Here is a 26,845-nt window from a genome sequence, read left to right as displayed (position 1 = left end):
GTGGATATCACTGAAATCTGTCGAGCGTTTTGTAATACAAGCCTACCAGGGGCAGGAACCAAGGCTTGCCAAAATGCCCGGGAACGGCCGGCCAATCGAGCCCCTTGAGCGGGTTGCGGTCGGGCCTGCCTAGTATCGCATCGGCGATGGTCATACCGAGATGGGTAGAAAGCTGCGCGCCATGGCCTGAATAGCCCATGGCATACCAGATTCCGTCATGATAGCCGGCCCGCGGATAACGGTCCTTGGTGATATCGACTAGACCGCCCCAGCAATAATCGATCTCGACCTTGGCGAGCTGGGGAAATATCCGGCCGAGGCTTTCGCGCAGTATCGCGCCACTCTTGGCGTCGGAACGCTGGTCGGATGTCGCAGAAAACCGGGCCCGCCCTCCGAAGATCAGCCGGTTGTCCGGTGACAGGCGCCAGTAATTGCCGATGTTCATCGTGTTCACGCAGGTGCGGTTACCCGGCATCGTCGAGGCAACTTCCGCGTCCGTCAAGGGCCGGGTTGCGACGATGAAACTGCCGACCGCCATGATCCGCCGGCGGAAATAGCCGAAATTGGCTGTGGTATAAGCGCCCGTCGCAATCATGACCTGATCCGCGGTCGCAGTGCCCTTGGCGGTCTTGAGGACGTGCTTGCCGTTGGACTGGCTGCGCTCCGTCACAGCAGCGCCTTCCACGATGACCGCGCCGCGCCGTTTGGCTGCCTCGGCCAATCCGACGACATAGCGGCCCATATGCATCATGGCGCTCTTCTTCGAGAGCATTGCGCCATGGAAGGGCGAACCGATCTCATCCTTGAGATCGTCCGCGGAAAGCAGCGCGGTATCGGGATCGACTTCGGCATGCACCGCCTCGAAGTTTTTCGCCAGGCTTTCGAAGTGCTGCGCCTTCGAGGCAAGCTTCAGCTTTCCCGCGCGCCGGAAATTGCAGTCGATCCCTTCTTCAGCAATGATCGCTTCGAGCGTGTCGATCGAAGCGTCCAGTACCTTGTAGAGCGCGATGGCTCGCTCCTTTCCCAATTCCGCCTTTGCCGCGATGTAACTGTGCGCCAGACCATTGTTGAGATGGCCGCCATTTCGCCCGGAGGCGCCGAATCCGACGGTTTCGGCTTCCAGAACAAGGACCTTCGCACCCGCCATGGCGAGTTGCCGGGCTGCGCCAAGCCCGGTGAAACCACCGCCCACGACAACGACATCGTAATGTCCCTGGACGGGGCCGGCGGCCGCACCAGTAAAGCGGGGGGCCGTATCGTGCCAATAGGAGGAATATTTCATCGGGCTGACCTCTCTCAAAGCCCTACGACGCCAGGAAGGCCGGATATATCCGCGATCTCGACATATCCGTAATAGGGATTTGCAGGCTCATGGCCACGATTGACCCAGACCTTGTTCTTGATGCCGAGGTCATGCGCCGACATCAGGTCATAGCGGAAGGAGGATGAGCAGTGCAGGATATCCTCCGGACCGCAGCCCAGCATGTCAAACATATATTCGAACGCTCTGAAGCGGGGCTTATAGGCATTGGCCTGCTCTGCCGTATAGACGGCATGGAACGGCGCGCCAAGCTTCTCCACATTCGACATGATTTGACTATCCATGGCATTCGACAGGATGACGAGCGGAATTTCCTTCGCCACCTTGGCGAGGCCAGCCGGAACGTCGGCATGCGGACCCCAGGTTGGTACGCGCTCATAGACCATTCTGGCGTCTTCGTCCTTGAAGGCAACGCTATTGCGCTTGCATGTGCGCTGGAGCGAGTTGTGCACCACATCCGCATAGGGCTTCCAGTCGCCCATGATCTCGTCAAGCCGGTAGGCGGCAAAGTTCTTGATGAACTGCAGCATCGCCGGCTCATCGAGACGGTTGCAATAGAGGTCGCGGGCAGCTTCCGCCATCTGGAAATTGATCAGCGTGCCGTGGCAGTCGAAGGTGATGTATTTCGGCCGGAAAGGCGCCATGTCCGTTCGTCCTCTATCTAAAGGGCATCTGCATTCTTTGCTGTGGCGATCATAGGCTGAAGTCTTGCGACGGGCGTGATCGAATTGGTGTCTCCGCAAAGCATATTGTTTCGTATGGACGGCGGCGTTTGGCAGAGTGTTGCAATGAGACTGCATCGCGACGGTGCTTTTTGGGCAGTTAGAGAGCCGCCAAGAAGGCATCGACAGCATAAGATGCGGCCAATCCTATCCGCTACGGCGAAAGATATTACGGTGAACCACGCCTTCAGATGATCTGCTGCGCGAGGATCAGGGAGACTTGAGGCAAGGAAAGGATGCCTCATGCGAGCCGACGACATAAATCTGGTGAGCTTCACATCGGAGCACATAAACGGCGCACTGGCCCTCTCGCGCCAAGCCAAGTGGCCCCATCGTGCCGAGGACTGGCATATGGGCTTGCATTTGAGCCGTGGCGTCGCGGCGATCGACGAGGCCGGCCGGGTCGTGGGTACCATCCTGATGACCCCCTATGGAGAAGATTGTGCGACGATCAACATGGTGATCGTTGACGAGACGCTGCGCGGCCGTGGCCTTGGTCGTAAGCTCATGGACGAGGCGATGGCGCTTGCCGGCGATCGATCTCTCAGGCTCATTGCGACGGCAGACGGCCTTCCGCTCTATCGCAAGCTCGGCTTCGTTGCCGTGGGCGAGATATATCAGCATCAGGGGCATCTCACCGATCTTGCTCCTCTGGGAGACGTAGAGGGAGCAACCGCGGGTGACTTTTCAGCCATCAAGGCGCTCGATCGCGCAGCCTTTGGCGCCGACCGCAGCGCACTGATCGATGTACTTGCAAGCGTGGCGGAAGTTGCGGTCATTCGCCGTAACGGCCGCATCGAAGCCTATGGTGCGCTGCGCGCCTTTGGCCGCGGCGATGTGATCGGGCCGGTGGTAGCATCGAGGACCGAAGATGCAAAGTCGCTGATAACAGCGCTCGCCCTTCGCAAGTCGAGCACCTTCCTGCGCGTCGACACGAACGAAACCTCGGGGTTGACCGAATGGCTGGCGCAGATCGGCCTCAGGCATGTGGGTGGCGGCATCGCCATGCGCCAACCAATCGGCGGAATGGCGGTCAGCCAAGACGCAAGAATATTTACCTTGGCCAATCAGGCCCTCGGATAATCTGGAGATCACTATGCTCGCCAACTCGCTCGTCGAACTCGACCGCGCGCACCTTATCCATCCGGTTTCATCCTATCGCGGGCATGAAAAGCTAGGCGTGCGGGTTTTGAGATCCGCAAAGGGTGCCACTGTCACCGATGCATCAGGACACCAGCTTGTCGATGGATTTGCTGGGCTCTGGTGCGTAAATGCCGGCTATGGACACGAGAGCATCGTCGAGGCGGCCGCCCGCCAGATGCGCGAGCTTCCCTACGCAACCGGCTATTTCGATCTCGGCTGCGAAGCAGCCATTCGCCTCGCCGCCGAACTCGCCGACCGCGCGCCGGGCGATCTCAATCACGTCTATTTCACGCTCGGTGGATCGGATGCCGTCGACAGCACAGTGCGTTTCGTACGCTATTACTGGCATGCCAAGGGCAAGCCTGAGCGCGACCAATTCATTTCGATCGAGCAGGGTTATCATGGCTCTTCGACCGTGGGCGCCGGACTGACGGCGCTGCCCGGATTCCATGCCGGCTTTGGCGTGCCCTTTGATTGGCAGCATAAAATCCCCTCGCCCTATCCATATCGCAACCCGGTCGGTGCCGATGCGGATGCGATCATTGCTGCATCCATACGGGACCTGAAATCGAAGATCGAGGCTGTTGGCGCCGAGCGCGTGGCGGCATTTTATGCCGAGCCGATCCAAGGGTCCGGCGGCGTTATCGTGCCGCCAAAGGGCTGGATGAAGGCGATCCGAGATCTCTGCAGCCAATATGATATTCTCTTCATTGCCGATGAGGTCATTACCGGCTTCGGCAGGACAGGACCTCTCTTCGCCTGCTCGCATGACGACATCGTCCCGGATTTCATGACGACGGCCAAGGGCCTGACCTCGGGCTATGTGCCGATGGGCGCTGTGTTCATGTCCGATCGCGTTTACGATGTCATCGCCGATGCCGCCGGCAATGCCGCGGTCGGCCATGGCTACACCTATTCGGCCCATCCCGTCAGTGCCGCGGTCGGGCTTGAAGTACTGAAGCTCTATGAAGGCGGTCTTCTGGAAAACGGCGTCAAAGCGGGTGCCCGCTTGATGGCGGGCCTGGAAAGCCTGCGTGACCATCCGCTGGTGGGCGATGTTCGCGGTCGAGGAATGTTGGCCGCAGTGGAACTCGTGGTCAACAAAGTCAAAAAGACACCGCTGCCAAGCGCTGCCGCGCCGGCGCGCAGGATTTTCGACCGTGCCTGGGATAATGGCCTGGTCATCCGAGCATTCGCCCATGGCGTGCTCGGATACGCGCCGCCGCTCTGCTGCACGGACGATGATATCGACGCGATCTTGGAACGCACGCGGAAGACCCTCGACCAGACATTGGAGGATCCGGATGTTCGGGAAGCCATGCGTTGAAGCGGCAGATGCCATTCGCCATCGGCGAAATATCGGACAGACCCGGAAATTCGAAATTTTGTGCCGCGACACACCATAGATTCGGCGACTCCGCCGCTCAGGAACCGCCAAACTGCTTCCTAGAACGGCTGAAAGCCGGCTTTTCTCGGCCTTTGCAGGGCGGCCTCCGCCCCTTGGACCAGAATTTTATGCTGCAAGGGGTCTGTGCTTCAGCAGACCATGAAGGAGAGCATGACTTGGCCAGAGACTTTCAAGACTTCAAATACCTCACCTTCGACGTCGTCGGCACGCTCATTGACTTCGAAGGTGGCATAAAGACCTGTCTTGCCGAGATTGCGGCGGAAGCCGGCATCTCCATCGACGGCGAAAAAGCTCTGAAACTTTATCGCCAGGCGCGCTACAGCGAGGATGCCGATCTCTTTCCGGACGATCTCGAGAGGGTCTACATGGCCATCGCGCCAAAGCTCGGTCTGCCGGCAGAAGAGCGATACGCTCAGCAACTGCGCGATTCCGTAGCAAGCTGGAAAGCTTTTGACGACAGCGCAGCAGCGCTTGCGGAACTTGCGAAAACACATCGTCTTGTCGCAATGACAAATGCGCGCCGCTGGGCGCTCGACCATTTCGAAAAGAAGTTGGGCTCACCGTTCTTCGCGACCTTTACGGCCGACGATACCGGCACGGAAAAGCCAGACCCCGCCTTCTTCGAACAGGTGTTCGAATTTATTGCCGGTGAAGGGGCGAGCAAGGACGACATCCTGCATGTCGCACAGAGCCAATATCACGACATCGGTATTTCGCGGAACCTTGGCCTGACCAATTGCTGGATCGAGCGCCGTCATGCGCAGGACGGTTACGGCGGGACGATAGAGCCCGAGGCCTTCACCCAGCCAGACCACCATTTCACGTCGATGGCGGCCTTCGCCTCGGCGGTCAAGGAAAGGCTGCCCAAAAAACATTGACCCAACCTGGGAAAGCTCGCGGGCAAGACGGGCATCCCATCTAACCAACAGAAAAAGGGGAATGACATGACTGACAGAATTACAAACTGGACCTCTGCCGACGATGCAATGGTAGAGAACGCCATCAGGCGCGGGGCGACCCGGCGCGATCTTCTTAAACTGATGCTGGCGGGAGGCATCGCAGCATCGGGCGCGGGCATCATTCTCGGCCGCGCTTCGCAGGCTGTTGCAGCCACGCCGGTCTCTGGCGGTGCGTTCAAGGCGGCCGGCTGGTCGTCCTCGACCGCCGACACGCTGGATCCTGCCAAGGCATCGCTGTCTACCGACTATGTGCGTTGCTGCTCGCTCTACAATCGTCTGACCTTCCTCGACAAGGCCGGCGTGACACAAATGGAGCTCGCCGAGAGCATCGAAAGCAAGGACGCCAAGACCTGGACGGTCAAGCTGCGCAAGGGCGTGACATTCCATGACGGCAAGGAATTGACGGCCGACGACGTTATCTTTTCGTTGAAGCGCCATCTCGACCCGGGTGTCGGCTCGAAGGTCGCCAAGATCGCCGCCCAGATGACCGGCTTCAAGGCTGTCGACAAGTCAACGGTCGAAATTACCTTGGCCGACCCGAATGCCGACCTGCCGACCATCCTGGCGCTGCATCACTTCATGATCGTTGCCAATGGCACGACCGACTTCTCGAAGGGCAATGGCACCGGAGCCTTTGTTCTTGAAACCTTCGATCCGGGCAATCGCTCGGTCGTCGTGAAAAACAAGAACTACTGGAAGTCCGGCCAACCCTATCTCGACTCCTTTGAGTTTTTCGCGATCAGCGATGACAATGCGCGTGTGAATGCTCTGCTTTCGGGCGACATTCATTTTGCCGCATCGATCAATCCACGGGCTATGAAGTTGATCGATGGTCAGTCGGGCTTTACGCTGTCGAAGACGACGAGCGGCAATTACACCAACCTCAACATGCGCCTGGACATGGCTCCGGGTAACAAAAAGGACTTCGTCGACGGGATGAAGTACCTGGTCAATCGAGAGCAGATCGTCAAGTCCGCATTGCGTGGCCTTGGGGAAGTTGCCAATGACCAGCCCGTTTCTCCGGCCAACATCTATCACAACAGCGATCTGAAGCCGAAGACCTTCGATCCGGACAAGGCCAAGTTCCATTTCCAGAAGGCGGGCGTGCTCGGGCAGTCTATTCCGGTGGTAGCCTCCGACGCAGCAACCTCGTCGATCGACATGGCAATGATCATCCAGGCCGCCGGCGCCGACATCGGCATGAAGCTCGATGTCCAGCGTGTTCCATCCGATGGCTATTGGGATAATTATTGGCTGAAGGCGCCCATCCATTTCGGCAACATCAATCCACGCCCGACGCCCGACATCCTGTTCTCTCTTCTCTATGCTTCAAATGCACCGTGGAACGAGAGCCAGTACAAGTCCGAAAAATTCGACAAGATGCTCGTCGAGGCTCGCGGCTTGCTGGACCAGGCCAAGCGCAAACAAATCTACGGCGAAATGCAGGCGATGATTGCTGAAGAGGCAGGCACCATCATCCCTGCCTACATCTCGAATGTGGATGCCCTTTCGAGCAAGGTAAACGGTTTGGAAGCCAACCCGCTCGGTGGCATGATGGGTTACGCAATGGCGGAGTATCTCTGGCTCCAGGCCTGATAGCGATGGACACCTCCCCGGGGACGGCTCAAACCGCCCCGGGGGACTTCCGTCCCGCGAACGCCATTCGTAGAACGCCGCAGGAGCATTATATTTGAGATCCGAGGTTTCCTTACTTGTCCTAAACCGGCTCTTCATAGCGATCATCACTTTGCTGATCGTGTCTTTCGCCGTGTTTTTCGCAACCAGCATGCTGCCGGGAGACACCGCCTCCATCCTGCTCGGTCAGGCGGCCACACCCGAAGCGGTTGCTGGTCTGCGCAAGGCCATGCATCTCGATGAACCGGCAATCCTGCGGTTCATGGGATGGCTTTTGGGGCTGGTGAAGGGCGACCTCGGGACATCCTATGCGAACAACATGCCCGTCGCTGACTTGATCGGTCGCCGCCTAGTGGCCACGCTGGAGCTTGCCGCTATCACAACGCTCGTTTCGGTCCCGCTTGCACTGCTGCTCGGCATTACCTCGGCCATGCTTCGCGGCTCCTATTACGATCGGTTTGTCACGATCTTTTCCATCGGTGTGATATCGGTGCCTGAGTTCATGGTCGCGACGCTTGCTGTGCTGTTGTTCGCCGTCTATCTGCGCTGGCTGCCTGCGCTCTCCTCCATCAACGAAGCACATACATTCTTCGACCTTCTGAAGATCTATGCCATGCCGGTCATTACGCTCACCTTCGTCATATCGGCGCAAATGATCCGCATGACCCGGGCGGCCCTGATCGAGACGCTAAAGACACCCTATGTGGAAATGGCCCTGCTCAAGGGCGCCTCCCGCAGCCGCATGGTGTTCAGGCATGCATTGCCCAATGCCCTCGGGCCGATCGTCAATGCGATTGCGCTTTCGCTCTCCTACCTCGTCGGCGGCGTGATCATTGTCGAGACCATCTTCAACTATCCGGGCATCGCCAAGCTGATGGTCGACGCAGTCGCGACGCGCGATCTGCCGTTGATCCAAAGCTGCGCGATGATTTTTTGCCTTGGTTATCTCTTGCTGATCACCGCCGCCGACATCGTTGCTATCCTGTCGAATCCGAGGCTGCGATGACCACGAAAACCCTGCCTCGCCGCACTCCGTCCATGTTTGGCTACAACGTCAGCCCCGTTGGAATCGCGGCCTTTGCCATCATCTTCGGCTGGACGATCGTCGCGTTGTTCGCACCCTATATTATCCCCTACTCCGTCGGCGAAATCGTCGATACGGACTATTTCGGTCCGGTGAGCCGTCAATTATGGCTCGGCTCGGACTATCTCGGCCGTGACATGCTTTCGCGCGTCCTCATGGGCGCACGCTATACGGTCGGCATTTCATTGGCTGCGGTCGCACTTTGCTGCTTTTGCGGCGTGACGCTCGGCATGATCGCGGCAGTTATCGGCGGATGGTTCGACACAATCCTGAGCCGGTTTCTCGACGCCCTGAACTCCATTCCAAGCAAGCTTTTCGGCCTGGTCGTCGTTGCCGCCGTCGGCTCGTCCATCCCGGTGCTGATCATCACACTCGCTGTCATCTACACGCCCGGTGCCTACCGCTTTGCCCGCGCACTTGCCGTTAACATCAACACGATGGATTTCATCACGGTTGCGCGCACTCGCGGCGAGAGAGTCGGCTACATCATCGGCTCGGAAATTCTGCCGAACATTATTCGTCCTGTTCTGGCGGACTTCGGCCTACGCTTCGTTTTTGTCGTTCTCCTGTTGTCAGGTCTTTCCTTTCTCGGCCTCGGCCTGCAGCCGCCCTATGCCGATTGGGGAGCCTTGGTCCGCGAAAATATCGGTGGGCTGCCCTTCGCTGCACCTGCGGTGATCGTGCCCTCCTTTGCCATTGCCAGCCTCACCATCAGCGTCAACCTGCTGATCGACAACCTGCCGCGCAGGATCAGAGACAGGAGCGCATGACGATGGCCAATCTCGTTGAAATCAAAAATTTGAAGGTCGAAGCCAAGACTGACTCTGGGCGCATCGTGGAAATCATCAAGGGTGTCAGCTTCGACATCGCCAAAGGCGAAATCGTTGCCCTCATCGGCGAAAGCGGCTCGGGCAAGACGACGATAGCGCTGACCCTTATGGGGCACGCGCGAGAGGGCTGCCGCATCTCCGGCGGCAAGGTCCAAGTCGACGGACAGGACATGGCTACTCTCTCCGAAAGCGATCGCTCAAAGGTGCGAGGCACCACGGTTTCCTATATTCCGCAAAGTGCCGCGGCGGCTTTTAATCCGGCGACCAAAATCATGGAACAGGTGATCGAGGTCACCCGCATCCATCGGCTGATGCCCCCTGAAAAAGCCCGCCAGCGTGCGATCGAGCTCTTCCGGGCGCTGTCGCTGCCAAATCCGGAAACGATCGGCGAACGATATCCGCATCAGGTCTCCGGGGGCCAGTTGCAGCGACTGGCGGCTGCCATGGCTCTGATCGGCGAGCCTAAGCTGGTCATTTTTGACGAACCGACCACTGCACTCGACGTGACAACGCAGATCGACGTGCTGAAAGCGTTCAAATCCGTCATCCGTGCCGGCGGTATTGCTGGTGTTTACGTTTCGCACGATCTAGCGGTCGTAGCGCAGATCGCCGATCGCATTGCCGTACTCAAGGGCGGTGAAATCCAGGAATTGGCAGAGACTGAAGCGATCCTTACGCGGCCGAGCCATCCCTATACGCGCGAGCTGCTGGCAGCCGTCGAGCCGAAACAGGCCTTCCGCGACAGCAGCACAAGCGGGTCGATTGCACCTGTATTGAGGATCGACAGCCTGGTTGCCGGCTACGGTGATATCCAGGCCAATGGCCTGCCGGCGGTCTGCGCGGTTCAATCAGTGAGCCTTGAGGTGGAAAAGGGCAGGAATCTCGGCATCATCGGTGAGTCCGGATGCGGAAAATCGACGCTGGCGCGCGCAATCGCGGGCATACTGCCCGCCGTATCAGGCACCATCGGGTTCAATGGCAGCGACATGAATCGCGCCGCCAGACTGCGCACGCGCGATCAGTTGCGCGAGATGCAGATTGTTTTTCAGTATGCCGACACGGCGCTCAATCCGGCAAAATCGATCGCCGATATACTTGAGCGACCTTTGGCTTTCTACCATGGGATGGACCGCAAGGCTCGAGAAGCCAGGGTCGACGAATTGCTGAATATGGTCCGACTTCCCCGCCCGCTTCGTTATCGCTATCCGTCGGAATTGTCCGGCGGTCAGAAACAACGCGTGAATTTTGCTCGCGCGCTTGCAGCAGAGCCACGCCTGATCATTTGCGATGAAATCACCTCCGCCCTCGATACTGTTGTTGCGGCGGCAATCATCGACCTGCTCAAGGAACTGCAGCGTGAACTGCATTTATCCTATATTTTCATCAGCCACGACCTCTCGGTCGTCGAGGCAATCTGCGATGAGATCGTTGTGATGTACGATGGCAGAAAAGTGGAGCAAATCACGCGCGAAGCTGCAAATGCGCCCCGCCATCCCTATTCACAACTGCTGTTCGGGTCCGTTCCGAAACTCGATCCGAAATGGCTCGACAACCTTGTCCAGGATCCGGAGCTCAAGCGTGAATATGGCCACGGCTAGCCGATAGTGCGGCCTCGGAGCCGATCACATGGGAAACAGGCTGGTCAGCGGCATGTGCGCCTTGACGATCGGTGACTTGAGCACGACGAAGCTGAAATATTTGTCTATCCCGATATCCATGTCGGTCAGCCGTTCCATGATCGTCTGATATTCTCCGATGCCGGCCGTGACGAACTTCAGCATGTAATCGTAGCCGCCGGAGACCAGGTGGCATTCGATTACCTGATCCACCTTCTCCACCACCGATAGAAAGCGCGCGAAATCGATCTGCCGATGGTTCTTGAGGGTGACTTCCGTAAACACGGTCAGTGTCTGGCCCAGCTTTCCGATGTTGATCTGGGCTGAATATCCCTCGATATAGCCCTCCTGCTGCAATTTCTTGACCCGCATCAGGCAGGGGCTCGGCGACAGGTTGACCAGTTCCGCCAGCTCGACATTGGTGATGCGGCCGTTCTTCTGAAGTTCGTACAGGATCTTGATATCGATACGGTCGAGCTTCATTGCTTTAAGTCTTTCCATAGATTGCAAGGGCAGCATTTTGTGCTGCGAACTTTCCAAGATCGAGCATAACATCATGGTCTATCTTGTCTATTTCATTCTGCATGGATCGAGCCGGCATATTAGGCCGCTTCGTCCACTATGAGCAGAATCTTATGCCGCGTGCGACCGTTGTGCGGCAGCTTCATGGCCGATCATCTCGCTATGCTTTCGGCTCGATAGGAGACCCCCATTCATGCCCGCACCGCTCACCCTTGTCGAAGGCTCCGCTGATTTGCCATCCTTTGCTGATGTTGTCGTCATCGGGGCCGGAATTGTCGGCGTTTTTGCGGCCTATTATCTGGTAAAGCGGGGCCTCAAAGTTGCTCTTGTCGAGAAAGGCCGCGTCGGCGCCGAGCAGTCCAGCCGTAACTGGGGCTGGTGCAGGCAGCAGAACCGCGACGCCCGCGAATTGCCGATGGCGACGAAAAGCCTCGACCTCTGGGATCAATTCGCCGCAGAGACCGGGGAGAACACCGGTTTTCGCCGCTGTGGTCTCTTCTATCTGAGCAACAGCGAAGAAGAACTTGCCGGATGGGCCCGCTGGCGCGACTTTGCGCGCAGCGTCGGCGTGACCACGCATATGCTGGACAGCGCCCAGGCCAGCGAGCGTGGAAGGGCGACGGGCCGCGTCTGGAAAGGCGGCGTTTTTTCCCCGACCGATGGCATTGCCGATCCGGCCAGCGCCGCCCCGGCGGTCGCTCGCGCGCTGATGAAACTGGGAGGTAGCCTGCATCAGAACTGCGCTGCGCGCGGCATCGAGACAAAAGGGGGGAAACTCTCCGCGGTCGTTACAGAGAGAGGTACGATCAGAACCAGGGTTGCCATTCTATCCGGCGGCGCCTGGGCCTCTTCCTTTTGCCGGCAGCTCGGTTTCCGCTTCCCGCAGGCGTCGATCCGCTCATCGATCCTTTCCGTCGGCCCAGGCGAAGGCGGCCTCCCGGACGCTCTTCACACCGCAAATGTGTCGGTGACGCGCAGGGGCGACGGCGGCCATACGCTCGCGATCAGCGGCCGCGGTCGCGTCGATCCAACACCGCAGAACATACGTTTTGCGGCGCAGTTCCTGCCGATGTTCATTCGCCGCTGGCGCTCCCTCTCCCCCGGCGGCTTCGAAGGCTTTCGCAGCGGCCACGAGAGCCTGACACACTGGCGGCTCGACCGACCGACGCCGATGGAGCGGATGCGCATCCTCGATCCAGCGGCCGACAAGAGCACGATCAAGCTGACGCACGACCGCGCGCTCGAACTGCTGCCGGCACTCAAGGGACGACGCGTGACCGCCAGTTGGGCCGGCTATATCGATAGCACTCCGGACGGCGTACCCGCTATCGGTGAAGCCGCCTCCATTCCGGGCTTCGTTCTGGCCGCCGGTTTTAGCGGGCACGGCTTCGGCATTGGGCCTGGAGCCGGCCATCTGATCGCCGACCTCATCACCGGATTGGAGCCAATCGTCGATCCGGTACCCTATCATCCGGACAGATTTGCGGGATTTGCCTGGGGTAAGGTGGCAGACTTCTGAAATGCGTGTATTGCCGCCCGACGTAACTTTGCAGGAATTTTGACCCGAATGCAGGCACGCCAACTCGAAGTTTTCTGCATGCTGATGCGGTGTGGGACGGTGACCGGCGCAGCCGCCATGCTCAACATTTCGCAGCCGGCGCTGAGCCAGATTCTCCTTCATGCAGAAGACCAGATCGGCTTCAAGCTCTTCAACCGCGTCCGCGGCAAGCTCGTTGCCACGCGCGAGGCTGAAGAGCTCTATCCCGAATGCGAGCGGATTTTCGCGGAACTCAGCGCGCTTCGCAGGCGCACGACAGACATGCGCTACGGCCGCACTGGTCTCATCCGAGTCGCAGCTTCCGCACCTCCCGCCATGTCGATCGTTCCCAAGGCGCTGCTTTCGTTCAGATCCGCTCATCCTGACATCGTGGTACGCTCGTTGATCGCGCCGCTGGTCAATGTTGTGGACATGATCCGCGACGGCGACGCGATGCTCGGCATTGTGATGAACAACATGGCGCGGCCGGGCATCGAGGTCGAGACCCTCGGTCATGCCGAACTCGTCTGCATCATCCCGGAAGGCCACCGTCTGGCGGAGCATGACGAAATTTCATTTGCCGATCTCCAGAGCGAAACTCTGATATCCTACCGGGCTGGCACGCTTCCGGGCCGACTTCTTTTGAGCGCCGCCGCCGCGGAAAAGCAGATGTTCAACCCGGCGATAGAGATCGACATCTCCATCACTGCTCTTCCTTTCGTCCGGGATGGATTCGGTGTCGCGGTGGTGGACGGTCTCTTGCCTTGGGAACAGTTCCCGGGGCTCGTTCGCCGTCCGCTGCGGCATAGGACCATGGTTCCGATCGCCCTGCTGACCAATCGCGATCGGCCTCTGACCGGAAGCCATCTTGCCATGCGCGACAATATCCGCGAGGCCTGCGCAGCCGTCCTCAGAAATGCCGACGACCTTGGTCATTAAGCTGCGCGAGGTGAAGACGACAGGCTGAGCCGCGACCTCTACGGTTCTCGCGCCCAGACCCCGATCGGCAGGGGACGAACGGGCGACTGTTCGCGCAGGCGTCCGGCTTCACATGCCGCGATGCCGACCCTTTCGGCGATCAACTCGGCGCCGGCAAGCTGGCAGAAGCGCCCCTGGCAGCGGCCCATGCCGACGCGGGCCAGAGATTTGACCCGATTGGCTTCCGCGCCACCGTAGTCGACGCTCTCACGCAGTTGTCGCGCTGTCACCCCCTCGCATCTGCAGACCACTGTTTCGTCCGGAATCCGGTGAACCATTTCGGCCGGCCACGGAAAGGCGCGCGCCATCGCACGAGCAAACCGTTCCAACCGATCAAGCCGACGCAGATCGGCCGCGACGTCCGGCGCAGGCAATCCCATATCTGCAAGACAGGCGCAGGCAGCCAGCCGGCCGGCCACTTCCGCGCCATCGGCTCCGAGGATTCGCAATCCGTCGCCGGCAAGGTAAAGGCCCACTGTGGCCCGACCCATCCTGTCCGTGTGCGGTAACCATTGTGCCCAGCCGTTGTCATATTCGAAGCTGCAGCCCGCCAGGCCCGCGAGCTGCGTCTCCGCCCGAAGATGCCAGCCAATGCCGACCATATCGCATCCGGTGAAATGCTCACCGCCACGGGCATCACGCCAGCGCACGCCGACCGGTCCGCGTTCATCGGAATCGATTCCAACCAATCTAACGCCGGCATGATACAGCCGGCCGAGCTTCGCGCGCATCATGAGCCCCAGCAGAACGAGGCCCGGCCGTGCCGCCGCCATACCCGGCAAACCGGCCAATTGGCTCCGGATCGTCGACGTGTCGAGGACCGCTGCCAGCTTGGCCCCGGCCTTCAGCAACTGGGCTGCTACGAGGGTGAGTAGCGGTCCGGAGCCGGCAAGGACGATCTCGCGCCCGAGTGCCACGCCTTGCGCCTTCAGCGCGATCTGCGTTGCCCCGAGACTATAGACGCCGGGTGCCTGCCAACCCGGCACCGGTGCCAAACGGTCCGTTGCGCCGGTCGCGAGGATGAGCCGGTCATAGCGGAATTCCCGTCGGCCGGCCGCCGTCAGTGTCTGCAACATACTGCCTGCCCGAGCTAGAACCGCGCTTTGGGGATGATAGTCGACAAGTCCGGCGGCAACCATCCTGTCGAACAGAGCATGCAGAGTGACGGCCTTGCGGGTTTCGGAGCCATAGAGTTCTTTCGGCGGCCGACTGAACCCCTCCGGCGGCCTGCGGTATATCTGGCCCCCTGCCCTCATGCCTTCGTCAATGACAACCGGCCGGACCCCGGCAGACACCAGAAGCTCGGCAGCCCGAATGCCGGCAGGCCCTGCTCCGACGATGACGACCTTCTGTGCCTCCCCGCTCATGAAGGCCATCCCGGCGGGACGTCGCTAAGGAGCTTCATGCCGCCGGCAATGAGTGTCGTGCAGGCTCTTATCCGCCCGCCATCCTCCTGCCAGACCCAGCAGTCCTGACAAGCCCCCATGAGGCAGAAGCCCGCCCTTTTTTCCGGTCCGAACTCGGACTGCCTCAGCGCTGGGGCGTGAAGGAGCATGGCCGTCAGCACCGTGTCGCCGGCTAACGCTTCGCATTCTTCACCGTCCAGCAGGAAATGAACCGGAGGCCTGCCTTGCTCGGCAAGACGTACGATCCGTCCCATGTCCCGCGCCGGCCGCCTGTCAGGCTTCATTCGGCCGCCTCTTTGGTTTCGATTGCGGGCTGCGGCATTTCCTTGAAGCGCGCACTCACATCCGCAAGAGCGGCCGCGACGCCGCCCGGTCCGACGCGTCCCTTCATGCGGCGGAAGATTTCCGTTTTTGTGAAGAAACGCCAGTGGATGGGAAGGCCGGCGAGAATCTCCGTCAGGAGATTATAGGCTGCGGGCGTCCATTGCGCCTCGTAGCCTTCTCGCTCCGGGCCGTAATGGAAGTGGGGGGTCGGCTTGCCGCGCGAAGCCCTCAGGTCAGCCGTGGCCACCTCGTCGACCGAGCCATCGTAAATGATAACGCCGTAATCGCGCTCGGCAGTCTCCGGTGAAACGTAGCCCCGCGCTACGTCCTGCGCCACCCGCCACGTTTCACGTTCCAGCGGACTGCCGCGTCCGCCGCCGCCGGCAGAACGGATTTCGAGAACATCACCCGGCTGCAGAACGGCAGTATCGATGTTGCCAAGCCGGCGGTAATCTTCTCGTCCGGGATTGACGGTCATGTCCGAGAGGCCGGCCGCCCGACCGCCCAGCAATCCCCAGGGACGGAAGAAGCTGCGGTCACGGTTGCGAGCAGTGATGCGACTGCCTGGCGCGAACACGCGAAACGCCATCTCGGTCGCAAGGCCGCCCCGCCATCGGCCGGCGCCCCCGCTGTCCTTTGCCAATCCATACTTGATGAACTCGATCGGCACCTCGGTCTCGGTGATCTCGATCGGCGTGTTCTTCAGGTAAGCGGCATCCGCGCCCGAGCCATTCGTTCCGTCACGATGCGGCATGCCGCCGCCGCCGCCGACCACTGGATTGACCGCGGCGATCACGGTGCGACCTGTCCGCTCATCGGTCGTCATGACGTTGACGATGCAATTGTTGCCTGCCGGAGCCGCAGGCAGCTTCTCAGGCACGGCCTGGCAAAAAGCGCCGAAAATGACCGAGCGCAGACGAGCGCAGGTCAGAGAACGCATGCCGACGGCGGCCGGGGCGATCGGATTGAGCACGCTGCCTTTCGGAGCGATGCAGGTGAAGGGCCGCGTCAGGCCGGTGTTCAGCAGAATCTTTGGGTTCAGCGTGTAGAGTACGTAATAGACGCCGACCAGCAGCATCGTGTGGCGCGGATCGCCGCCCGACGGCACGTTGAGCGACGAGCCAAGTTGCGGGTCGGAACCCGTGAAGTCGAGCAGTGCCTCGTCTCCCTTGATCGTCAAGGTCAGCTTCAGGCGACACGGATTGGCCTCCACGGAATCCTCGTCGGCATAATCGACAAATTCCCAGGTTCCATCCGGCATGGAACGAAGAAGGTCCCGCGCCTGCGCCTCGGCATGGTCGAGCAGAACCTCCGCGCCTTCGAGAAACGCCTCCTTGCCGAATTTCTCAACCATCGCAAGGATCTTCCGCTCGCCTGTCTTGAGCGCACCGACGAGAGCCTTGATGTCGCCGATATTGAGGTCCGGCTTGCGGACGTTGATCGTCATGATCTTGAGAATGTCTTCATCAAAGACACCTTCGTTGACCAGCTTCATCGGCGGAAAGCGGATGCCTTCCTGATGGATTTCAGTGAGTGCCCGCGACAGCGAGGCCGGCACGGCCCCGCCCATATCCGTGTTGTGGATATGGCCTCCGGTCCAGGCGATGATTTCGCCGCCGTAGAAAACCGGCTTCCACAAATGGGTGTCGGGCGCATGGGTGGCGACGAAGCAGGAATAGGGATCGTTGGTAAAGGCGACATCGCCCGGCTTGTAGTCATCGATCATCTCGATCGCCCGGGTATAGGTGAGACCGGGATACCAAGTCGCGCCGAGGCCCATCGGCACACCGAACGTCTCGCCCTTGCGGTTGATCAGCATGACGGTGAAGTCCTCGGTCTCCTTCACGAAGGCGGAGTGGGCCGTCCTCTGGAGAGTGTAGGCCATGTTCTCAGCGGCGGCTCGCGTGTGGTTGGCGAACACTTGAAGGTTCAATGGGTCGAACATGCGCTGTTACTCCGAGAAGGTGAGGTGCAGGTTCAGGTGGCGATCGACCTCCACCTGTGCGCCGGCTGGAATTGCGAAGGTCGTGTCGTCCTGCGCGACCACTGCGGGGCCCGCAAACCGTCCGCCGGGGCGAAGCATGTCGCGCCGGTAAAGCCCGATCCATTCGAAGTCTTTGCCGGTGAAGACAGGTATTTCGCGCTCAGGGGCGATCGCCGTCTGCAAGTCCGGCGCTGCCGTCGGAAACTCCAGGGTCGGTCCCGCTCCAATGGCCGACAGGCGCAAGTTGACAATTTCGATCTCGCCGTCGGGATCGTGGAAATCGTAGATCCTCTGGTGAAAGACATGAAAGGCGTGCTCCATGGCGCCCAGATCGCCATTGGCAATCCAAGCCACTTCAATCGGCACCTCTATCTCGAAGCTCTGCCCAACGTAGCGCATGTCGGCTGAAGCATTCAGGGCAGCCGGTCCGCTATTCCCCTGCTTCTTCAGCCAGCCGCGTCCTTCATCTGACAACGCTTCTAAGGCAGCGCGCAATAGCAGCACCGCTTGGTCCGACAAGTGGGTGAAGATGGTGCGGATAAAATCGCCGCGCAGGTCCGCGACCAGACCGCCAAGAGCCGAAACAACGCCCGGGCGCGGCGGGCCGATGACCTTCGCCATCCGGAATTCGCGGGCGAGGAACGCGCCAAGCATCGGTCCACCGCCGCCGAACGGCATCAGCGTGAACTCCCGCAGATCGACGCCGGCGCGCGAAGCCAATTTCTCGACCTCCACGAACATTTCCGAGATGGCGATGTCCAGGATCGCCTGCGCCGCCTCTTCGACAGTCCGGCCAATCAGCTCTGCAAGTCGTGTCACCGCCGCCCTGGCCAGCCCGACGTCGATCTGCAACTGGCCATAGGCCATCTGGCTATGTCCCAACCATCCGCAGACCGCCATGGCGTCGGTCACCGTCGCCTGCATGCCTCCCCGACCGTAGCACGCCGGGCCGGGCGTGGAGCCAGCCGATTCCGGTCCGACGCGCAGAACGCCTTGGGCGTCCACACTCGCAATCGAGCCTCCGCCGATGCCAATCGAGCTGACCGATACCGACGGGATGTGTAGCGGAAACTCGCCGATGAGTTCGCCGGAGCCAAACTGCGGCTCGCCGTCGATGATAAGAGCGAAATCCGCCGAAGTGCCGCCGATATCGAGGGTCAGAATGTGCTTCTCGCCCGCACGCCGGGCAAGCCAGGCAGCGCCGATCACGCCCGACGCCGTGCCCGAAAGCAGCATCTGCACGCAAGACCGCTTGCCTTCCGCGGCATTCATGACGCCGCCGTTCGACTTGGTCAGCAATGCTGGGGCGGCGACGCCGCGCGACGCGAGCTTCTCCTCGAGCGCAGTCAGATAGCCGGAAACGCGCGGATGGACATAGCCGTTCAAGATGGCAGTTGTTGTGCGCTCGTACTCGCGGATAACGGGCCATACTTCCGACGAGGTGAAGACGAAGAGATCCGGGGCGACCTCTCCAATCTTGGCCTTGACCGCGGCCTCCTGGGCGTCGCTTCGCCATGAATGCAGGAAGGACACGATGATGCCGGACGCACCCTTTGCCTTGGCGGCGACCGCGGCCTTGGCAACACTCTCCATGTCCGGCGCCTGTGCTTCACTTCCGTCGGCTCTCAAGCGCACCGCAATTCCGAAGATCATGTCTCTGGAAATGAGCTGGTCAGGGCGGGCGCAGAAAAGCGAATAGACATCGGGCATTCTCAATCGCGCCAATTCGATGACGTCTTCGAAGCCGGCGTTGGTCAGCAGCGCAAGCGATACGCCGCGCCGCTGGATGACGGTATTGATGCCGACTGTCGTCCCATGAACGAAGCGGCTTATGCCGGCAGGGTCGAGCCCTTCCCGCTCGCCGAGGAGTGACAGGCCTGTCATCAACTCGGCGCCTGGATCATCTGGAGTCGTCAGAACTTTTAACGAGGCGACGCGGCCGGACCGGGTCTCTAAAGCACAGAAATCGATGAACGTTCCGCCGATATCGACACCTATCTTCCAATCCTGCTGGTCAAGGTTGCTTGTCGCGGACGCTGTCATGCTGGCCATTCCGGTTCCTTTCTCACTGATGCGGAGAAAGTTGGCACGAATGAAGCAGCAAGGTCCAAGATTGAAAAAGTCAGAAGCCATAAGGCGGACTTATGTCCCGCAGAGCGGCGTGGCCATAGGCTGGACTTATGGAGGAGGTAAAACCTCGTCTTTGACTCATTCCGGTCAAATCGATCAGGCTGCCTCCTTTCTGAGTGGATGGCGGGGAACCTGATGGATGCGATCGTTCTAGGCGGCGGCTTGATGGGAGCAGCCTCTACATATTTTTTGGCCCGGCGCGGGGTCCGCGTGACGCTCGTCGAACGCAACCGGGTCGGAAGCGGAGCGACTGTCGCCTCCTTTGGGAACATCCGCCGGAGCGGCCGCTATATCCCCCAGCTCGCACTTGCGCGCCGATCGCTGGCGCTGTGGGGCGAGGCTTCGAAGATGCTGGACCGTGACGTGGAGTTCCGCGCCACCGGCCACCTGAGATTGATTTTCAGCCAGGCGGGGCTCGACGAAATGCGCTCCTTTGCGAAGGCCGCCAGGCCTTGGGGTGTCGACTTGGAAGAGCTTGAGCCAAAGGAAATCCGCAGTCGCTTTCCGGGCCTCGGCCCCGAAGCCATCGCGGCATCCTTTTCCCCGGAGGACGGAAGCGGCAATCCCCGCCTGATAGCCCCTGCTTTCGCAGACGCCGCCCGGCGTCTCGGGGCGAAGATCGTCGAAGAGGCTGATGTCCCGGCCATCACCAGAACTGCTTTCGGCTTCAAGATCGAAACGTCCAAGGGCGACTACGCGGCAGAGGCACTGCTTAACACGGCAGGAGCCTGGGGTGCCCGCATCGCCGCACAGTTTGGCGAGAATGTCCCGATTGTTGCCAAAGGACCGCAAATGGGCGTAACGGAACCCCTTCCCCACCGCATTCTGCCGGTCGTCGGCGTCTGGGCGCATGACCATGGTGGCGGCTATCTGCGCCAGGTCGAACGCGGCAACATCATCTTCGGCGGTGGGGCGGAACGGACCGACGTGTCGCTGGATACGGGATATGCGAAGGCAGATCCGGCGCGCTTGCCCAGACAACTCCGGGCCTTGCTGCCGCTGCTGCCGATACTTGCCGACGTCGCGGTGATCCGCACCTGGTCCGGTTGTGAGGGCTATGTCGGGGACGGTCTTCCGGTGATCGGGCCGTCTGCTACGACGCCAGGTCTATTCCATGCTTTCGGCTTCTGCGGCCATGGCTTCCAATTAGGCCCGGGCGTCGGAGACGTCATGGCGGAGGTCATGAGCACAGGCAGGACAGACGTGTTTCTTGACGACTTCAGGATTAACCGATTTTGAGATTTTCTTGCACAACAGATTCCCGGTCGCGCACCTCAAGCAGAAGGAAAGCCCCACCGTTTCTCAACGAAATGCAAAAGAAGTTACGATGTAGTGAGCAAGAGCTTCAACCCTCCCGACGTTTCTCCACCCCATTTGCCACTATATCGGCGGCCGCAGAGCAACTGCGATTCTTCGCCGAGTTCGCGAAAAAGAGGGAGGAACCGCCGGTTCGCCGATGACGCCAGCTTCGGCATGATCCTAACCGAACCCTTGGGGTCGTCGACGCTTCCCGCTATTGCATAGTGGGCAACTGCTTCAGGGGATTGGCAAGCGATACGCCAAGCGGCTCGAAATGGCGCTCATTGGCGGTCAAAACGGTGAGACCATGCGCGGCTGCGGTGGCTGCGATGGCAATATCCTCGAAACCGGGATCGTGGCCACGCGCCCGGTCAAGGATCAGGCCAGCGTGTCTTGCCTCCTCAACGCCGAATGGCAGGATGCGACCGGCATAAAAATGTTCCACGGCGTCAAGCCAGCGGCGCAAGTTCTGCGCCTTGGTGGTCGCCTCGATCCTGACGGCACGGGCAATGCCAGCCTCTATTTCGGCGATGGTGATCGTCGAAAGATAGAGCCGATCGCCATGCGCCCGCATCCAAGCCGCGAACGCCTCGGCGCCAACATGGCGCTTGGTCGGCGCATCGGCCGACACGATGTTGGTGTCCAGAAGATACAAGATCAGAGACCGCTTTCACGCAATGCACGGGCGGGCTTGCGTGAGCGTTGAGGAATATCCCCCGTCTCGCCGGGAAAGGCCAACAGCAGATCGGCAAAGTCCGGCACTCTAGAAACCCGCTCCCACTCCTCGAAGGAAACCAGCACGGCTTCCTTGCGGCCATGCCGCGTGATGACAGTCGGCTCGCCGGCCACGGCCCGATCGACCACGGCGGAAAGCGTCGCCTTCGCGTCCTTGAGCTGAATTTCTTTCATGGCACTTCTCCATATGACTACCGATAGTCATATATGAAACAGCCGGCTTGTATCAAGCTGGTGGCCTGGAATTTTAGCTGCACAGCTGCGAGGCGCAAAGGGCCGATCGGCAATCTCCGTCGATGAGTTTGCCCTCGGATTTGACAAGCACCGCTTGCACTAGCGCGCACTTTTCAACGTCGCTTCCAGAAGCAGGCGGGCGCCGTTAATGATATCTGTCGGCTCGACATATTCGGCCTCGTTGTGGCTAATACCGTCACGGCAGGGGACGAAAATCATGGCGGCGGGCGCAACCCGGGCGACGAACAAGGCATCGTGGAATGCGCCGGAGATCATCCGCTTGTAAGACAATCCGAGGGCCTGCGCCGCAGCTTCGATCCGATCCGTCATAATCTTTGAAAACGAGCCGGGCGGCATATCGAAGGATGTCGTGATCTCGACGCTGCATCGTTGTGACAGTGCCGCCTCCTCGCAAGCAGCGCGAACCTTCGCGTCGATGGACGTTACGCTCGCAGCGTCCGGATGCCTGATATCGACGGTAAAGGTCACCTTGTCCGGAATGGCATTGATCGAACCCGGATGGGCGGAGAACCGCCCGACTGTCAGCCTCGCATCCTCATCCTGCGGCATGATCGACGCCTGCAGCCGGCTCAACGCCAGAGTCGCCGCCACCATGGGATCACGCCGGTAGCCAAGCGACGTGGTGCCGGCATGGCCGGCATTTCCGAGGAACGTGACCGTCAGCCATCGTGTGCCCTGAACCGCTGTGACGACTCCGGCGGCAAGCCCTTCGCGCTCAAGCGAGGGTCCCTGCTCGATATGCAGTTCCAGATAGGCCGAGATCGGTGTACCGAGCGGGCGCATTTCTGCCAGGGGTAAGGCTGCGAGCGTTGCTCCAAGCTCCTCCGTAAAGTATGCTCCGTCGCTTGCAGTCAAAGACTGAAAATCGTGCGGATGCGCGGCGCCAACAAAGGCCATCGATCCCATAACGCCGGGCGCGAAGCGGCTTCCTTCTTCATTCGTCCAGGCAACGACTTCGATCGCAGCTTCCGTGTCATAACCCGCGTCTTCCAGGGCCTCCAGCACTTCGAACGCGGCGAGCGTGCCAAGCGCGCCGTCGAAGCGACCACCGGTCGGCTGGCTGTCGAGATGGCTGCCGACCAGCATCGGCGGCTGCGCCGGATTGCGGCCCTCCCGACGGAGAAACAGATTGGCGATCGGATCCTGAAAGACCTTGAAGCCGCGTGCCGTGGCAAGATCTGCGAGAAGATGCCGTGCTGCGCAGTCTTCCTTGCTCAAGGCCTGCCGGTTGACCCCACCGACACTTGTCCCGCCGATTTCGGCAAAATCGCTCAAGCGGCGAAGCAAGCGCTCGCCATTGATCTCTGGCGTCAGCCTCATCGGCGCAAGCCGGCGATAAAGCTCTCGACTCTCTTTGGATCGACGGCATTCCACCAGACGCCGTCATGCTTGAGCGAGCTTGCAACGATGACCCCGTCGACAATATCGAGAATGTCATTGGCATTCTCCGGTGTGACACCGCTTCCGACGAGCGTCGGCAAGCCTGCCGCTTCCTTGATCATCCCGATATAACTGAGATCAGCGGCATGACCTGTGCGCTGGCCGGTCGCAATAACAGCATCGGCATCGAAGAAGACCAAATCCTTCACCTGCTCCTCGACCGGTCTGTCGGCGACGATCGCATGCGCTCCGTGTTTGACATGGGCGTCGGCGAAAATCCGGATACCGTTCGCCCGCAATTTGGCGCGAAAGCGCATCGCGCGTGCCGCTTCACCTTCGACGAAGCCCTCGTTGGCGACATAGGCATTAGCCCATTGATTGACGCGCACGAAGCCTGCGCCGGAAGCACTCGCGATCGACAGAGCCGGAATGGCGGCATTGGCCAGAACGTTGATGCCAATCGGGCGGCCAAGCTCGCGGCGAATGCGATCAGACACGACCGACATATAGGCTGCGGTCTCAGGCCCGATATCATCCGGCTTCGAGAAAGGGATATCGCCGTGGTTTTCGACAATGACGCTGTCGCAGCCGCCATGCAGATAGGCCCTGGCGTCATCAAGACCACGTTGGTAGATCGCTTCGACCGCCTCGCCGTTATAGCGCGGCGCACCGGGAAGCGGTGCCAGATGGACGACGCCGATCACGACCTTCGTCCTGCCGAAGAGTGAAAGAAGCGCATCGTTGGACGCTTGGCCGACAGGTTTTTGAGAGGGTGTCATAGGCTTTCCGCCTCCACTGTGTTCATGATTTTCGTGAGCTCCGCCCGGCTCGGGCAGGCTTCCAAGGTTCCGGGGCGGCCGACCGCTAGAGCCGCAGCAGCGACCGCCGCCCGCGCCGATTGCGCAAGCGTCCACCCCTTCGTTAAATATCCGGCGAGACACCCGCAAAAAACGTCGCCGGCACCGCTGGTATCGACCACCACCACTTTGACCGCAGGTATCTGATCGACGGCACCGTCTTCCAGCAGCAGACATCCCGCAGCACCAAGCGTGACGATCGCAGCCTTTGCACCTCGGCGAACAAGATCTCGTGCGGCACGTTCAGGATCGGGATCGCCGGTGATCTCGAATGCCTCGCCTTGATTGACGATCACGATGTCAACCGCTGCGAGATCCACCGCCTCACCCGACAGAGGGCTCGGATTGAGAATGGTGGTCGCACCTGCGGCCTTCGCAGCGCGAAGGCACGCATCTGTGACGGTTGATCTGAGGTTGCCTTGCATGACCAGGATGTCGCCGTGAGCGAGTACAGTCAAAAGACCAGTCTCTCGCAAAGGATCGAAATCGGCGGCGCAATCGATGCCGCTGATGATCAGGTTTTCCCCGTCCCGATTGACGACGATCGTCGACCGATCGCTCGGCAAAGGTTTTTCCGACAGGTGGCGCAGGTCGAACTCGCCCTTCAACTGCTCGCGGATGAAGGCGGCGGCAAGATCAGTTCCGACGGCCGCAAAAAACCGGACGTCGGCGCCGGTCCTTGCTGCGGCAACGGCCTGGTTGGCGCCCTTGCCGCCGACACCGTCTGCATGACCTCTCGCATTGAGAGTCTCGCCCGGCTGCGGAAAGCGATCAACCCGAAACGTGGTATCGATACAGACGTTGCCGACGACACGGACTGGCATGGCTCAATCCTTGGAGGTGGCGAAGGCAAGCATTTGTTCAAACAGCGTCTTGTAGCCGCTCCAGGCAATGAAGCCGGGTGGCAGCCAATGCGGCCCGACATCCGATGTCCAGGCAACGGTGCGGCCCTTGCCGTACCGCCCTGTGACAAGCAACGGCAGGGAGCCGTAATCGGAGGAAACTGTTGCCAGGACCTCCGCGTCGTCTTTGACGACGACTTCGTTGAAACCGAGAAGAACCGGCCAGTCCTTGCCGAGCCCGGCCAGGATCGGATGGCTCTCGTCGCCAGTGACAATGGGTGCGAACCCTTCCGGCACCTCGACCCGATCGTCGACGGAAAGGCATTCCACGGGCAGGACTTCTTCGACCGGCGTCTTGCGGTAGCGCGCACCGCCATTGATGCCCTGGAAGCTGTAGTAGCCGCCGAACATCAGCAGGCCGCCGCCGTTCCGGACATAGTCGCGTAGCAGGCGTAGGCGGTTCGGCGTCGTCTTTGAATGGATCCAGGTATCGGGGTGCAGGAGAAGCGTGTTCGCGCCGATGTCCGAGAGCACAACCGCATCATAAGCGGACAGAGCCTCGATAGTCTGCGGGAAATCGCGCTGCGCCTCGTGCGCCGGCATGAAGGTGACGTCGAAGTCGCTGTTCTTCAGCGCGGCCAGCAGTTCGTCGGCACCGGTGTGATAGGTCACAGTCGGAAACTGATCGAAACCCTTGATGTGGGTTGCCGTCGATACCCAGGATTCTCCAGCGAGAAGGATCTTCTTCTTGGACATGTATGCTCCTTGCGATACGGATTTCTTAGCCGGTCAGGCGGCGGAAAAAACGGATTTCGGATTGTCGGTCAGCATTTGATCGATCGCTGCCTGCTCCACGCCATGGCGCCTCAGCCGCGGCACGAAATGCTTGAGGATGTAGCCGTAGCCAAAACCGCCATAGCGCGTCAGCATGATTTTCAGGAAGACGTCCTGCGACAACAGTAGCCGGTCGACAAAACCCATATCGATGAGCGACCTGATGGCACGCGCATTTTCCTCATCGGATGGGGATTGCGCATCCTGATCGGCATAGTAATAGTCCATGCCGATCATGTCGTACTCGAGAAACGCACCGCGCTCAGCCAGGCTTTTCTGATAGGCGAGGTCGTTATGGCTTGGGTTCATATGGCACAGAATAGTGTGCCGAAGATCGGCCCCCTCCTCTTCCACGACGTCGAGCACCTTATGAGCGAGCCGCTCCCAGCCGGGAAGATGGATCGAAAGCGGCAGGCCGGTGATGCGAGAAGCACGCGCCGAGGCGCGAAGCGATTTCAACTCCTCGGACGTGAAATCCTTGCTGACACCGACTTCGCCGATGATGCCGGCCATGATCTCAGGTTGAACGGCGCTTCCGCCGACATCATTGACGATGAACTCGGTGACGGCATCGAGGTCCATGTCCTTCAACCAGTCGGGGTGGGTATGCTGCAGATAAAACCCCGTCCCCATGATGATCTTCATGCCGGACATGCGCGAGATGCGCGACAGTTTCTTCGGATCACGCCCGATGCCGATATTGGTCGCCTCGATGACCGTATGGCCGCCGAGCGCCTGGAATTTCTTCAGTTCGGTAAGCGCCAGATCGCTATCGTCCAGCGAGACATTATCGCGGTTCATGTAGGGATTCATCCGCAATTCGCCGACGATCTCGATATTGACCTTCTGTTCGGCAATCAGCCTCTCCTCGGGATGACAGGGACATTTCCAAGTCCGCGCCCCGTCGAGCAGGATATGCTCGTGCATGAGCGTGATGCCGAGCTCGTCGACTGGGACGGGGCCTAGAACCGTCATGGTAGTGCCGGATGCGACACCGATTGCTGCCCGTTCACTGGGCTGTGTTTCAAACAGATCGTCCATGGC

24 protein-coding genes are annotated in these 26,845 nt (G+C 60.2%); 10 read left to right on the top strand and 14 right to left on the bottom strand.

Translation table 11 applies throughout. From position 1 onward, the window contains the following. Positions 1-7: 7 nt before the first annotated feature. Both CCGE525_RS28085 and CCGE525_RS28080 read right to left on the bottom strand, forming a co-directional pair. Entirely contained in the window at positions 8-1,282 is a 1,275-nt protein-coding gene (locus tag CCGE525_RS28085) for an NAD(P)/FAD-dependent oxidoreductase (protein ID WP_120707531.1), read from the bottom strand. 14 nt (positions 1,283-1,296) lie between these two features. After that, complete coding sequence (locus CCGE525_RS28080) at positions 1,297-1,965, bottom strand: haloacid dehalogenase type II (RefSeq protein WP_120707530.1); 669 nt, start codon at positions 1,963-1,965, stop codon at positions 1,297-1,299. A 321-nt stretch (positions 1,966-2,286) separates the two neighbouring features. Between CCGE525_RS28080 and CCGE525_RS28075 the strand changes: the two genes are divergently transcribed. The 7 genes from CCGE525_RS28075 to CCGE525_RS28045 all read left to right on the top strand — a co-directional run bounded on the left by CCGE525_RS28075 (position 2,287) and on the right by CCGE525_RS28045 (position 10,700). Beyond that, a complete protein-coding gene (locus CCGE525_RS28075; protein WP_120707529.1) occupies positions 2,287-3,126 on the top strand; it encodes a GNAT family N-acetyltransferase in 840 nt (279 codons plus the stop codon). A gap of 13 nt (positions 3,127-3,139) precedes the next feature. Continuing rightward, positions 3,140-4,513 carry an aspartate aminotransferase family protein gene (locus CCGE525_RS28070; RefSeq protein WP_120707528.1) on the top strand — a complete coding sequence of 458 codons (1,374 nt, stop codon included), beginning with the start codon at positions 3,140-3,142 and terminating at the stop codon, positions 4,511-4,513. Between the two features lie 236 nt (positions 4,514-4,749). Next, on the top strand, positions 4,750-5,472 hold the full coding sequence (locus CCGE525_RS28065; protein ID WP_120708662.1) for an HAD-IA family hydrolase: 723 nt from the start codon (positions 4,750-4,752) through the stop codon (positions 5,470-5,472). A gap of 66 nt (positions 5,473-5,538) precedes the next feature. Beyond that, positions 5,539-7,149: an ABC transporter substrate-binding protein gene (locus tag CCGE525_RS28060; RefSeq protein WP_120707527.1), complete on the top strand. Its 1,611-nt coding sequence runs from the start codon at positions 5,539-5,541 to the stop codon at positions 7,147-7,149. Positions 7,150-7,243: 94 nt separating this feature from the next. Continuing rightward, a complete protein-coding gene (locus tag CCGE525_RS28055; RefSeq protein ID WP_120707526.1) occupies positions 7,244-8,194 on the top strand; it encodes an ABC transporter permease in 951 nt (316 codons plus the stop codon). After that, the gene (locus CCGE525_RS28050; RefSeq protein WP_120707525.1) at positions 8,191-9,042 is read left to right on the top strand and encodes an ABC transporter permease; all 852 of its coding nucleotides are present in this window, start codon (positions 8,191-8,193) and stop codon (positions 9,040-9,042) included. Before CCGE525_RS28055 ends, CCGE525_RS28050 begins: the two co-directional genes overlap by 4 nt. 2 nt (positions 9,043-9,044) lie before the next feature. Next, positions 9,045-10,700 carry an ABC transporter ATP-binding protein gene (locus CCGE525_RS28045; RefSeq protein ID WP_120707524.1) on the top strand — a complete coding sequence of 552 codons (1,656 nt, stop codon included), beginning with the start codon at positions 9,045-9,047 and terminating at the stop codon, positions 10,698-10,700. Between the two features lie 24 nt (positions 10,701-10,724). Here the strand turns inward: CCGE525_RS28045 and CCGE525_RS28040 are convergent, their stop codons facing one another. Next, the gene (locus CCGE525_RS28040; protein WP_120707523.1) at positions 10,725-11,201 is read right to left on the bottom strand and encodes an Lrp/AsnC family transcriptional regulator; all 477 of its coding nucleotides are present in this window, start codon (positions 11,199-11,201) and stop codon (positions 10,725-10,727) included. A 232-nt stretch (positions 11,202-11,433) separates the two neighbouring features. On the opposite strand from CCGE525_RS28040, the gene CCGE525_RS28035 reads away from it, so the two are divergent. Then, positions 11,434-12,759 (top strand): NAD(P)/FAD-dependent oxidoreductase, encoded by a 1,326-nt coding sequence (locus CCGE525_RS28035; protein ID WP_120707522.1) that lies wholly within the window; start codon positions 11,434-11,436, stop codon positions 12,757-12,759. Between the two features lie 48 nt (positions 12,760-12,807). Continuing rightward, a complete protein-coding gene (locus CCGE525_RS28030; protein WP_120707521.1) occupies positions 12,808-13,716 on the top strand; it encodes a LysR family transcriptional regulator in 909 nt (302 codons plus the stop codon). 38 nt (positions 13,717-13,754) lie between these two features. On the opposite strand, the gene CCGE525_RS28025 is transcribed toward CCGE525_RS28030, so the two are convergent. Genes CCGE525_RS28025 through CCGE525_RS28010 form a run of 4 tightly spaced genes read right to left on the bottom strand, consistent with a single transcriptional unit; the run spans position 13,755 to position 19,521 of the window. Next, the gene (locus CCGE525_RS28025; protein ID WP_120707520.1) at positions 13,755-15,122 is read right to left on the bottom strand and encodes an FAD/NAD(P)-dependent oxidoreductase; all 1,368 of its coding nucleotides are present in this window, start codon (positions 15,120-15,122) and stop codon (positions 13,755-13,757) included. Next, positions 15,119-15,445, bottom strand: coding sequence for a (2Fe-2S)-binding protein (locus tag CCGE525_RS28020; protein ID WP_120707519.1), 327 nt, complete (start codon positions 15,443-15,445; stop codon positions 15,119-15,121). The genes CCGE525_RS28025 and CCGE525_RS28020 overlap by 4 nt, the downstream gene beginning before the upstream one ends. Next, on the bottom strand, positions 15,442-17,430 hold the full coding sequence (locus CCGE525_RS28015) for a hydantoinase B/oxoprolinase family protein (protein ID WP_120707518.1): 1,989 nt from the start codon (positions 17,428-17,430) through the stop codon (positions 15,442-15,444). Before CCGE525_RS28015 ends, CCGE525_RS28020 begins: the two co-directional genes overlap by 4 nt. A gap of 6 nt (positions 17,431-17,436) precedes the next feature. Continuing rightward, complete coding sequence (locus CCGE525_RS28010; RefSeq protein WP_425375919.1) at positions 17,437-19,521, bottom strand: hydantoinase/oxoprolinase family protein; 2,085 nt, start codon at positions 19,519-19,521, stop codon at positions 17,437-17,439. 213 nt (positions 19,522-19,734) lie between these two features. On the opposite strand from CCGE525_RS28010, the gene CCGE525_RS28005 reads away from it, so the two are divergent. Further along, complete coding sequence (locus CCGE525_RS28005) at positions 19,735-20,838, top strand: NAD(P)/FAD-dependent oxidoreductase (RefSeq protein WP_120707517.1); 1,104 nt, start codon at positions 19,735-19,737, stop codon at positions 20,836-20,838. 274 nt (positions 20,839-21,112) lie between these two features. Here CCGE525_RS28005 and CCGE525_RS28000 read toward each other — a convergent pair whose 3' ends face one another. From CCGE525_RS28000 to CCGE525_RS27970, 7 genes are all read right to left on the bottom strand, one after another. Then, entirely contained in the window at positions 21,113-21,553 is a 441-nt protein-coding gene (locus CCGE525_RS28000) for a PIN domain-containing protein (protein WP_120707516.1), read from the bottom strand. A gap of 2 nt (positions 21,554-21,555) precedes the next feature. After that, on the bottom strand, positions 21,556-21,807 hold the full coding sequence (locus CCGE525_RS27995) for a type II toxin-antitoxin system Phd/YefM family antitoxin (protein WP_120707515.1): 252 nt from the start codon (positions 21,805-21,807) through the stop codon (positions 21,556-21,558). A 159-nt stretch (positions 21,808-21,966) separates the two neighbouring features. Further along, a complete protein-coding gene (locus tag CCGE525_RS27990; protein WP_120707514.1) occupies positions 21,967-23,208 on the bottom strand; it encodes a Zn-dependent hydrolase in 1,242 nt (413 codons plus the stop codon). Next, entirely contained in the window at positions 23,205-24,047 is an 843-nt protein-coding gene (locus tag CCGE525_RS27985) for a BtpA/SgcQ family protein (protein WP_120707513.1), read from the bottom strand. The genes CCGE525_RS27990 and CCGE525_RS27985 overlap by 4 nt, the downstream gene beginning before the upstream one ends. Beyond that, entirely contained in the window at positions 24,044-24,949 is a 906-nt protein-coding gene (locus tag CCGE525_RS27980; RefSeq protein ID WP_120707512.1) for a ribokinase, read from the bottom strand. The genes CCGE525_RS27985 and CCGE525_RS27980 overlap by 4 nt, the downstream gene beginning before the upstream one ends. 3 nt (positions 24,950-24,952) lie before the next feature. Then, positions 24,953-25,723 carry a glutamine amidotransferase gene (locus tag CCGE525_RS27975; protein WP_120707511.1) on the bottom strand — a complete coding sequence of 257 codons (771 nt, stop codon included), beginning with the start codon at positions 25,721-25,723 and terminating at the stop codon, positions 24,953-24,955. Between the two features lie 33 nt (positions 25,724-25,756). After that, positions 25,757-26,842 (bottom strand): phosphotriesterase family protein, encoded by a 1,086-nt coding sequence (locus CCGE525_RS27970; RefSeq protein ID WP_120707510.1) that lies wholly within the window; start codon positions 26,840-26,842, stop codon positions 25,757-25,759. Positions 26,843-26,845: the final 3 nt, after the last annotated feature.

This window comes from Rhizobium jaguaris, from assembly GCF_003627755.1.
GTDB classification, from domain to species: Bacteria; Pseudomonadota; Alphaproteobacteria; order Rhizobiales; family Rhizobiaceae; genus Rhizobium; species Rhizobium jaguaris.
This window is presented reverse-complemented; position numbering and strand designations above follow the sequence as displayed.

What these genes read in the sequence shown, in the direction of transcription:
- CCGE525_RS28085 (WP_120707531.1), bottom strand. Translation starts at nt 1,282, where the DNA reads ATGAAATATTCCTCCTATTGGCACGATACGGCCCCCCGCTTTACTGGT.
- CCGE525_RS28040 (WP_120707523.1), bottom strand. Translation starts at nt 11,201, where the DNA reads ATGAAGCTCGACCGTATCGATATCAAGATCCTGTACGAACTTCAGAAG.
- CCGE525_RS27985 (WP_120707513.1), bottom strand. Translation starts at nt 24,047, where the DNA reads ATGACACCCTCTCAAAAACCTGTCGGCCAAGCGTCCAACGATGCGCTT.
- CCGE525_RS28025 (WP_120707520.1), bottom strand. Translation starts at nt 15,122, where the DNA reads ATGAGCGGGGAGGCACAGAAGGTCGTCATCGTCGGAGCAGGGCCTGCC.
- CCGE525_RS28015 (WP_120707518.1), bottom strand. Translation starts at nt 17,430, where the DNA reads ATGTTCGACCCATTGAACCTTCAAGTGTTCGCCAACCACACGCGAGCC.
- CCGE525_RS28070 (WP_120707528.1), top strand. Translation starts at nt 3,140, where the DNA reads ATGCTCGCCAACTCGCTCGTCGAACTCGACCGCGCGCACCTTATCCAT.
- CCGE525_RS27975 (WP_120707511.1), bottom strand. Translation starts at nt 25,723, where the DNA reads ATGTCCAAGAAGAAGATCCTTCTCGCTGGAGAATCCTGGGTATCGACG.
- CCGE525_RS28045 (WP_120707524.1), top strand. Translation starts at nt 9,045, where the DNA reads ATGGCCAATCTCGTTGAAATCAAAAATTTGAAGGTCGAAGCCAAGACT.
- CCGE525_RS28080 (WP_120707530.1), bottom strand. Translation starts at nt 1,965, where the DNA reads ATGGCGCCTTTCCGGCCGAAATACATCACCTTCGACTGCCACGGCACG.
- CCGE525_RS27995 (WP_120707515.1), bottom strand. Translation starts at nt 21,807, where the DNA reads ATGAAAGAAATTCAGCTCAAGGACGCGAAGGCGACGCTTTCCGCCGTG.
- CCGE525_RS28075 (WP_120707529.1), top strand. Translation starts at nt 2,287, where the DNA reads ATGCGAGCCGACGACATAAATCTGGTGAGCTTCACATCGGAGCACATA.
- CCGE525_RS28060 (WP_120707527.1), top strand. Translation starts at nt 5,539, where the DNA reads ATGACTGACAGAATTACAAACTGGACCTCTGCCGACGATGCAATGGTA.
- CCGE525_RS28050 (WP_120707525.1), top strand. Translation starts at nt 8,191, where the DNA reads ATGACCACGAAAACCCTGCCTCGCCGCACTCCGTCCATGTTTGGCTAC.
- CCGE525_RS28005 (WP_120707517.1), top strand. Translation starts at nt 19,735, where the DNA reads ATGGATGCGATCGTTCTAGGCGGCGGCTTGATGGGAGCAGCCTCTACA.
- CCGE525_RS28030 (WP_120707521.1), top strand. Translation starts at nt 12,808, where the DNA reads ATGCAGGCACGCCAACTCGAAGTTTTCTGCATGCTGATGCGGTGTGGG.
- CCGE525_RS27980 (WP_120707512.1), bottom strand. Translation starts at nt 24,949, where the DNA reads ATGCCAGTCCGTGTCGTCGGCAACGTCTGTATCGATACCACGTTTCGG.
- CCGE525_RS28035 (WP_120707522.1), top strand. Translation starts at nt 11,434, where the DNA reads ATGCCCGCACCGCTCACCCTTGTCGAAGGCTCCGCTGATTTGCCATCC.
- CCGE525_RS27970 (WP_120707510.1), bottom strand. Translation starts at nt 26,842, where the DNA reads ATGGACGATCTGTTTGAAACACAGCCCAGTGAACGGGCAGCAATCGGT.
- CCGE525_RS27990 (WP_120707514.1), bottom strand. Translation starts at nt 23,208, where the DNA reads ATGAGGCTGACGCCAGAGATCAATGGCGAGCGCTTGCTTCGCCGCTTG.
- CCGE525_RS28010 (WP_425375919.1), bottom strand. Translation starts at nt 19,521, where the DNA reads ATGGCCAGCATGACAGCGTCCGCGACAAGCAACCTTGACCAGCAGGAT.
- CCGE525_RS28020 (WP_120707519.1), bottom strand. Translation starts at nt 15,445, where the DNA reads ATGAAGCCTGACAGGCGGCCGGCGCGGGACATGGGACGGATCGTACGT.